We start from the raw sequence: 6,840 nt of genomic DNA, 5'->3' as shown, positions 1-6,840 counted from the left end.
TGCATGTCCTCGCGGGAGACGCTCTCGTCATCGGCGAAGCGCAGCTGGTTCTCCAGCAGGATCTTCAGGGTCTTGGGCAGGCGGTCGATGTTGCCCAGCGCGTCGGCGGCCTTCGCCAGGCTGTGGTAGTGGTAGGTCGTGCCGCCGGCGTCCAGCGTCTGCAGGGTATCCGGTGTGGACTCGTTGCTCATGCTGTCTGTCCTCCTTTCGCATCGCGGGGAGTGAGGGCACCATCCTGGTACCTTGCTGATGACATGGTCATGATAGTTGGCCTTTTCAAGCGCCGCCCGGGGAGCGTGACGGTCGGGGGCCCTTGAAATGCGGACCCCGGCCCCTCATATTGCTGCGATACGGCATGATGGTCACGGGAGGCCGGATGCACGAAGAACAGCTGACGTCGCGCCGCGTGCACTGTCCCTACTGCGATGCCCCCTTCGACCTGCTGGTCGACCCCAGCCAGGGCAGTCATGTCACCTGGGAGGATTGCCATGTCTGCTGTGAGCCTATCCAGGTGCGTGTCGATGTCGATCTGCAGGACGAGAGCGCCTTCCAGGTGACCCTGGGGAGCGACGACGACGTGCTGTAGGCTCTCCCGCCGGGCGTCGCCCACCCGATTCAACTCGATTCATTACGAGGTCCTCCATGAGCGATGCGCGTCACGAACGCCTGATCATCCTGGGCTCCGGCCCCGCCGGCTACACCGCGGCCGTCTATGCGGCCCGCGCCAACCTGAAGCCCCTGCTGATCACCGGCATCCAGGCCGGCGGCCAGCTGACCACCACCACCGACGTGGACAACTGGCCGGGGGACGAGTCCGGCGTCCAGGGGCCCGAGCTGATGGAGCGCATGAAGCGCCATGCCGAGCGCTTCGACACCGAGGTGCTCTTCGACCATGTCCACGAGGTGGATCTGCGCAATCGCCCCTTCACGCTCAAGGGCGACAACGGCACCTACACCTGTGACGCCCTGATCATCGCCACCGGCGCCAGCGCCCGCTACCTGGGCCTCGAGTCGGAGCAGAAGTTCATGGGGCAGGGCGTCTCGGCCTGCGCGACCTGCGACGGCTTCTTCTACCGCAACCAGGAGGTGGTCGTGGTGGGCGGCGGCAATACTGCCGTGGAGGAGGCGCTCTACCTCTCCAACATCGCCTCCAAGGTGACCCTGGTGCACCGCCGGGACAGCCTGCGCGCCGAGAAGATCCTCCAGGACAAGCTGTTCGAGAAGGCCGAGAACGGCAACGTGGTGCTGGAGTGGAACCAGACCCTGGACGAGGTGCTGGGCGACGGCAGCGGCGTGACCGGGGTGCGCCTCAGGTCCACCGAGAGCGGCGAGACCAAGGAGGTTCAGGCGCCCGGGCTCTTCATCGCCATCGGCCACAGCCCCAATACCGGCATCTTCGAGGGCCAGCTCGAGATGGCCGGCGGCTATATCCGGGTCCAGTCCGGCCTCGACGGCAATGCCACCGCGACCAGCGTGCCGGGCGTGTTCGCCGCCGGCGACGTGATGGATCACGTCTACCGCCAGGCCGTGACCTCCGCCGGCACCGGCTGCATGGCCGCACTGGACGCCGAGCGCTACCTGGACGAGCTCTGACAGCGCCCTTCGGGCAGCGACAAGCTGCAAGCACCGAGCGCCAAGCTGTTCGGTGACGGGCAGTGAGTATTCTGGGAAACACCATCAACCCCATTGGTCATGAGTGCCAACGGGGTTGAGTATTTTTTGCGCGCCAGGCATTGGCGATCATTCTGCGGCGCTCGGCGCTCGGCGCTCGGCGCTCGGCGCTAGTAATGCGGCGGCACCTCGTCCCCGGGGCCAGGCGTCGCCGTGTCGTATTCCTGCAGCGCCCGCTGCTGGTCGCGCAGTCGTTCCGTCATCAGTGCATTGAGCCGTTCGAGCTGCGATAGCCGCTGCTCCTGGCCGGCCACGGCCGCGTCCAGGGTGTCGAGCCAGTGCTCCTGGTAGGCGATACGGCTCTCCAGGGCCTCGAGGCGCCGTGCCAGCTCGACAGGCGTCGTATCGGTGCGCATGGTAGAATTCTCGCGCTGGGTGTCGCCGTTCATCGTGGCACCTTCATGATCATGATGGTTTCTTCCTTCCTTTCACCCCGACAAGAGAGTCTTACAGGTCCATGAATCGAAAGGTCGTGTTTCGTTGCAGTCTCATCAGCCTGCTGCTGGCCGCGCCGGCCCCGCTGCTGATTGCCCTGTTCGTCCATCTCACCGGCGGCGTGCTGTCCCGTGAGCTGTTTTCCAGCCTCCAGGTCGGCGGCGTGGCCGTGGTCTATTTCGCCGCCGCCGCCGCGGTCTTCCTGGTCCTGCTGGTCGCCACCCTGGCGGTCAACGCCCTGACGCCCCAGCTGGTCAACCTGGCAGAGGTCGAGGACGACGATCGCGAGATCGGCGAGGTCAAGTGGTTCAACGTCAACAAGGGCTATGGCTTCATCACCCGTGACGATGGCGAGGATGTCTTCGTGCACTTCCGTGCCATCCGCGGACGGGGGCACCGCACCCTCGCCGAGGGCCAGAAGGTGCGCTACCACGTCATCCAGAACGAGCGTGGGCTGCAGGCCGACGACGTCACCGTGATTACGTGAATCGAAGCGCCTGCGCTCGACGTGTCTTCTCACTGCCAACGACATCGCCCCGCACCTGCGGGGCGATGTCGTTTTGGCTCACTGCCCCGAGTCGGGCCAGTCGATCGCCTGCTCGCTGCCATCGGGCAGCACCTGCAGGAAGCGGTCCGGGTCGTCGCCGGGCTGCCAGCCGCCCAGCGAGCAGCGCACCTCGCAGCCCAGCCGAGCGGCGGCTTCCCGGGCACAGGCCGCGTCGGTCACCCAGGGTGTCTCCGGGCTGTCGAGCCACAGGCTCGCGAAGCCGTCGGCGGCCTTCTCCACCACCAGCACCGGCACCTCGCCGGCAGCGGCGTGGCCGAGGGTGCGCCACTGGCGCTTGCCCGCGGGCGACAGCGGCTCGGCGCCGATGGTCTGCTGAAGCCAGGCGTCCAGGCGCGCGATGTCGCAGTGGGCCAGGTAGATCTCGATATCGGGGTAGGATTGCATGGGCGCCTCAGGGCCGGGCCGTGCCGTTGACGAACAGTCTGGCGAGGATCGCCTCGTAGACACGGCTGAGGTCATCGAGGTCCGAGGCCAGCACCCGCTCGTTGACCTGGTGGATGGTGGCATTGCAGGGGCCGAGTTCGACCACCTGGCTGCCCAGGGTAGCGATGAAGCGCCCGTCCGACGTGCCACCCGCGGTGGAGAGCTCGGGGCGGTGGCCCAGGGCATCCTCCACGCCGCTCACGGCGGCCTCCACCAGCTCGCCCTCGGCGGTGAGGAAGGGCTCGCCGTTGAGCGTCCAGTCCAGGTGATAGTCGAGGCCATGGGCCTCGAGCAGCGCCTCGGTGCGTTGCTTCAGTTGCTCGTGGGTCACCTCGGTGGAGAAGCGGAAGTTGAACACCACCTCGACGTCGCCGGGGATGACGTTGGTAGCGCCGGTGCCCGAGCGGATGTTGGAGACCTGGAAGCTGGTGGCGGGGAAGAAGGCGTTGCCGGCGTCCCAGTGCTCCCGTGCCAGGGCGTCCAGCGCCGGCAGCGCCTGGTGGATGGGGTTGCGCGCCAGGTGCGGATAGGCCACATGGCCCTGGATGCCCTTGACATGCAGCACCCCGCCCAGCGAACCGCGTCGACCGTTCTTGATCACGTCGCCGAGGCGGTCGGTGGAGGAGGGTTCGCCGACGATGCAGTAGTCGAGCCGGTCGTGGGTCTCGCGCAGGTGCTCGACCACGGCCCGGGTGCCGTCCACCGCCGGCCCCTCCTCGTCGGAGGTGATGAGGAAACCGATCCGCCCGTGGTGATCCGGATGGGCGGTCACGAAGCGCTCCACCGCCGTGACCATCGCCGCCAGGCTGCCCTTCATGTCGGCGGCCCCTCTGCCCCGCAGCATGCCCGCCTCATCGATGCATGGCTCGAAGGGCGGGAAGTCCCAGCGGGTATGGGGGCCGCTGGGCACCACGTCGGTGTGGCCGGCGAAGGCCAGCAGGGGGCCATGGTGGCCACGGGTGGCCCAGAAGTTCTCCACGTCACCGAAGGGCAGGCGCTCGACCCGGAAGCCGAGCGCCTCGAGGCGCTCGATCATCAGCGCCTGGCAGCCCAGGTCATCCGGCGTCACCGAGGGGCGCCGGATCAGCTCGAAGGCGAGCTGCAGGGTCGGGGAGAGCGCGGTCGGCTCAGTTGTTGGCATGTAGCGCCTCGTTGAGCGCGATGGCACTCTTGTTGGTGAGGCACTCGATGCGACCGTTCTGGGAGTTGCGGCGCAGCAGCAGGTCATCCTGGCCGGCCAGCTCGCGGGCGGCCACGGTCTCGACCTCCTGGCCCTGGTCGTCGAGCAGGGTGACCTTGGCCCCGGCGGTGATGTAGAGGCCGGCCTCCACGGTGCAGCGGTCGCCCAGCGGGATGCCGATGCCGGCATTGGCACCGATCAGGCAGCCCTCGCCCACCTTGATGACGATGTTGCCGCCGCCGGAGAGGGTGCCCATGGTGGAGCAGCCGCCCCCGAGGTCCGAGCCCTTGCCGACCATCACGCCGGCGGAGATGCGCCCCTCGATCATGCCCGGCCCCTCGGTGCCGGCGTTGAAGTTGACGAAGCCCTCGTGCATCACCGTGGTGCCCTCGCCGAGATAGGCGCCCAGGCGCACCCGGGCGGTATCGCCGATGCGCACGCCGGCGGGCACCACGTAGTCGGTCATCTTGGGGAACTTGTCGACGCAGTCCACGGAGAGCGCTCGCCCTTCCAGGCGGGCCTTGAGGCGGCGTGCGGGCAGCTCCTCGATATCGATGGCGCCTTCGTTCGTCCAGGCGATGTTGCGCAGCAGGCCGAACATGCCGGTGAGGTCCAGGCCGTGGGGCTTCACCAGGCGGTGGGAGAGCAGGTGCAGCTTGAGGTAGACCTCCGGGGCGCTCTGGGGAGGGGTGTCCACGTCCAGGAACATGGCCACCAGCGGGCGGCGGCTCGCGGCCAGGGCGTCGGCCAGTTCGGCCTGTTCCTCGTGGCCGGCGGCCTTCAGCGCGCCGGCAAGCTCCGCGCACTGCTCGGGCAGGAAGCTGACCGCGGCGTTGCCGGCAGGGGCGTCGAGTACCTTGGCGGCGGCGGCCACCAGGTCGGCATCGGGGTCGAGCAGCGGGGCCGGGTAGTAGATCTCCAGCCAGTCGCCCTGGGTGTTCTGGGTGCCGATTCCGAGTGCAAAGCTCAGCATGGGGTGATGTCCTCTGGAAGCGTGGGGGAGGGCCTGGCGGGCCCTAGAGTGAGTCGTAGTCGCCGTCGCGGTAGCCGACGAGGAGCTCGTCGCCGGTATCGAGCAGCGGGCGCTTGAGCAGGGTGGGGTGGGCCAGCATCAGCTCGCGGGCCTTGTTGGCGTCGATGTCGGCCTTCTCCTCGTCATCGAGCTCCCGCCAGGTGGTGCTGCGCCTGTTGAGCACCTCCATGACCGGCACCCGGTGCAGGATGTGCTCCAGCAGCGGGGCCGAGAGGCCGTCCTCGCGCAGGTCATGGATCTGGTAGGGGAGACCCCTGCCGTCCAGCGCCTTGCGGGCGCGGCGACAGGTGTCGCAGTTCTTGATCACGTAGAGCGTCAGCATCGGGGATTCCTCTCGATGAAGCGGCGGATGCGCCAGGCGGCCTCCACCGTGGCCTCGACCTCGGCGACCAGTGCCAGGCGCAGCCGCCCGCTGCCGGGGTTGGTGCCGCTGCTGCCGACCCGGCCCATGTAGCTGCCGGGCAGCACGCTGACGTTCGTCTCCGCATGGAGCGCGCGGGTGAAGGCCTCGTCGTCCCCGCCGGGCACCGCCGGCCACAGGTAGAAGCTCGCCTCGGGGGCGGGGAAGTCCATCACCGGGGAGAGGACCTCGGTCACCGCGGCGAAGGTCTCGCGGTAGGCCTCGCGGTTGGCACGCACGTGGGCCTCGTCGTTCCAGGCGGTGATCGAGGCCTGCTGCACGGGCAGCGACATGGCGCAGCCGTGATAGGTGCGGTAGCGCCGGAACGGGGCGATGAGTTCGGCGTCTCCGGCGACGAACCCGGAGCGCAGCCCCGGCAGGTTGGAGCGCTTGGAGAGGGAGTGGAACACCAGGCAGCGCCGGTAGTCGTGGCGACCGAGGCGCGCGCAGGCCTCGAGCAGCCCCGGCGGCGGGGCGGCCTCGTCCAGGTAGAGCTCCGAGTAGCACTCGTCCGAGGCGATCAGGAAGTCGTGCTCGTCGGCCAGGGCGATGAGCTTCTCGAACTCGGCCAGTGGCGTCACCGCACCGGTGGGGTTGGCCGGCGAGCAGAGGAACACCAGCTGGACGTCGCGCCAGGTCTCGGCGGGCACCCGGTCCAGGTCCGGCCGGAAGCCGCTCTCGGCCGTGGCGTCCAGGTAGAGTGGCTCGCCGCCGGCGAGCAGGGTGGCGCCCTCGTAGATCTGGTAGAAGGGGTTGGGCATCGCCACCTTGGCCGGGCGGGTGCGGTCCAGCGCCGCCTGGACGAAGGCGAAGATCGCCTCCCGGGTGCCGTTCACCGGCAGCACCTGGGTCTCGGCGTCGAGGCCCGCCAGGGCGAAGCGTCGCATCGCCCAGCCGGCGATCGCCGCACGCAGCTCGGCCGTCCCGGCGGTGGCGGGGTAACGGGCGAAGTCCTGGCGGTGGGCGGTGAGCGCCTCGAGGGCCGCTGCGAAAGGTGCGAGACGGGGCTCGCCAATGGTCAGCGGGATGGGCGTGAGTCCCTCGGGCGGCGTCACGCCGGCCTTGAGGGCGGCGAGCTTCTCGAAGGGGTAGGGCTTGAGCGCGTCGAGGTCGGGATTCATGGCGGTCCA

At 68.8% G+C, this 6,840-nt stretch carries 10 protein-coding genes; 3 read left to right on the top strand and 7 right to left on the bottom strand.

What is annotated here, in order from left to right; translation table 11 throughout:
• The coding region (locus tag DFP85_RS18355; protein ID WP_133637853.1) for a hypothetical protein at window positions 1-191 on the bottom strand (191 nt) is incomplete at its 3' end.
• 185 nt (window positions 192-376) lie between these two features.
• Between DFP85_RS18355 and DFP85_RS18350 the strand changes: the two genes are divergently transcribed.
• Window positions 377-586, top strand: coding sequence for a zinc ribbon domain-containing protein (locus DFP85_RS18350; RefSeq protein ID WP_133637852.1), 210 nt, complete (start codon window positions 377-379; stop codon window positions 584-586).
• A 56-nt stretch (window positions 587-642) separates the two neighbouring features.
• On the top strand, window positions 643-1,593 hold the full coding sequence (gene trxB, locus DFP85_RS18345) for a thioredoxin-disulfide reductase (RefSeq protein WP_133637851.1): 951 nt from the start codon (window positions 643-645) through the stop codon (window positions 1,591-1,593).
• 188 nt (window positions 1,594-1,781) lie between these two features.
• Here trxB and DFP85_RS18340 read toward each other — a convergent pair whose 3' ends face one another.
• Window positions 1,782-2,027 carry a SlyX family protein gene (locus tag DFP85_RS18340; protein ID WP_133637856.1) on the bottom strand — a complete coding sequence of 82 codons (246 nt, stop codon included), beginning with the start codon at window positions 2,025-2,027 and terminating at the stop codon, window positions 1,782-1,784.
• 101 nt (window positions 2,028-2,128) lie between these two features.
• Between DFP85_RS18340 and DFP85_RS19255 the strand changes: the two genes are divergently transcribed.
• On the top strand, window positions 2,129-2,593 hold the full coding sequence (locus DFP85_RS19255; RefSeq protein WP_106231396.1) for a cold-shock protein: 465 nt from the start codon (window positions 2,129-2,131) through the stop codon (window positions 2,591-2,593).
• Window positions 2,594-2,671: 78 nt separating this feature from the next.
• Here DFP85_RS19255 and DFP85_RS18330 read toward each other — a convergent pair whose 3' ends face one another.
• Genes DFP85_RS18330 through dapC form a run of 5 tightly spaced genes read right to left on the bottom strand, consistent with a single transcriptional unit; the run spans window position 2,672 to window position 6,831 of the window.
• The gene (locus DFP85_RS18330) at window positions 2,672-3,058 is read right to left on the bottom strand and encodes a hypothetical protein (RefSeq protein WP_133637850.1); all 387 of its coding nucleotides are present in this window, start codon (window positions 3,056-3,058) and stop codon (window positions 2,672-2,674) included.
• Between the two features lie 7 nt (window positions 3,059-3,065).
• Complete coding sequence (gene dapE, locus DFP85_RS18325) at window positions 3,066-4,238, bottom strand: succinyl-diaminopimelate desuccinylase (RefSeq protein ID WP_133637849.1); 1,173 nt, start codon at window positions 4,236-4,238, stop codon at window positions 3,066-3,068.
• On the bottom strand, window positions 4,225-5,250 hold the full coding sequence (gene dapD, locus DFP85_RS18320; protein WP_133637848.1) for a 2,3,4,5-tetrahydropyridine-2,6-dicarboxylate N-succinyltransferase: 1,026 nt from the start codon (window positions 5,248-5,250) through the stop codon (window positions 4,225-4,227). The genes dapE and dapD overlap by 14 nt, the downstream gene beginning before the upstream one ends.
• A 43-nt stretch (window positions 5,251-5,293) precedes the next feature.
• Entirely contained in the window at window positions 5,294-5,632 is a 339-nt protein-coding gene (locus DFP85_RS18315; protein ID WP_133637847.1) for an arsenate reductase, read from the bottom strand.
• On the bottom strand, window positions 5,626-6,831 hold the full coding sequence (gene dapC, locus DFP85_RS18310) for a succinyldiaminopimelate transaminase (RefSeq protein ID WP_133637846.1): 1,206 nt from the start codon (window positions 6,829-6,831) through the stop codon (window positions 5,626-5,628). Before dapC ends, DFP85_RS18315 begins: the two co-directional genes overlap by 7 nt.
• Window positions 6,832-6,840: the final 9 nt, after the last annotated feature.

Origin of the sequence: Halomonas ventosae, from assembly GCF_004363555.1 — a bacterium.
In the GTDB taxonomy this organism is placed as follows: domain Bacteria; phylum Pseudomonadota; class Gammaproteobacteria; order Pseudomonadales; family Halomonadaceae; genus Halomonas; species Halomonas ventosae.
The sequence above is the reverse complement of the archived record's forward strand: the minus strand, read 5'-3'. Positions and strand labels throughout refer to the sequence as shown.